This window comes from Veillonella parvula (assembly GCF_024461875.1).
Lineage (GTDB): Bacteria > Bacillota > Negativicutes > Veillonellales > Veillonellaceae > Veillonella > Veillonella parvula_I.
In genome coordinates, this window is sequence record NZ_JANGAL010000146.1 from 1 (window position 1) to 218 (window position 218).

Genomic DNA, 218 nt, shown 5'->3' on the forward strand with positions numbered 1-218 from the left:
GTTGTCAGAAAGGCTAACATTGTACACATATTTGGATGAATCATTCCCGATCCCTTTGACATCCCGCCGATCGTCACGGTCTTCCCTCCGATCTCAAAGGTAACTGCCGCTTCTTTCTTCTTTGTATCCGTTGTCATGATCGCTTTTGCTGCCTCTGTTCCCTTTTCTTTGCTGCTGTTCTTTGCCTCTGCCAGCATTTTGATTCCCGATTTCACCCG

At 47.2% G+C, this 218-nt stretch carries 1 protein-coding gene; it reads right to left on the reverse strand.

The annotated features are described in order from the left end of the window. Positions 1 to 218, reverse strand: a 218-nt coding sequence (locus NE668_RS10165; RefSeq protein WP_256196948.1) for a bifunctional ornithine acetyltransferase/N-acetylglutamate synthase, incomplete at both ends; no start/stop codon positions are given.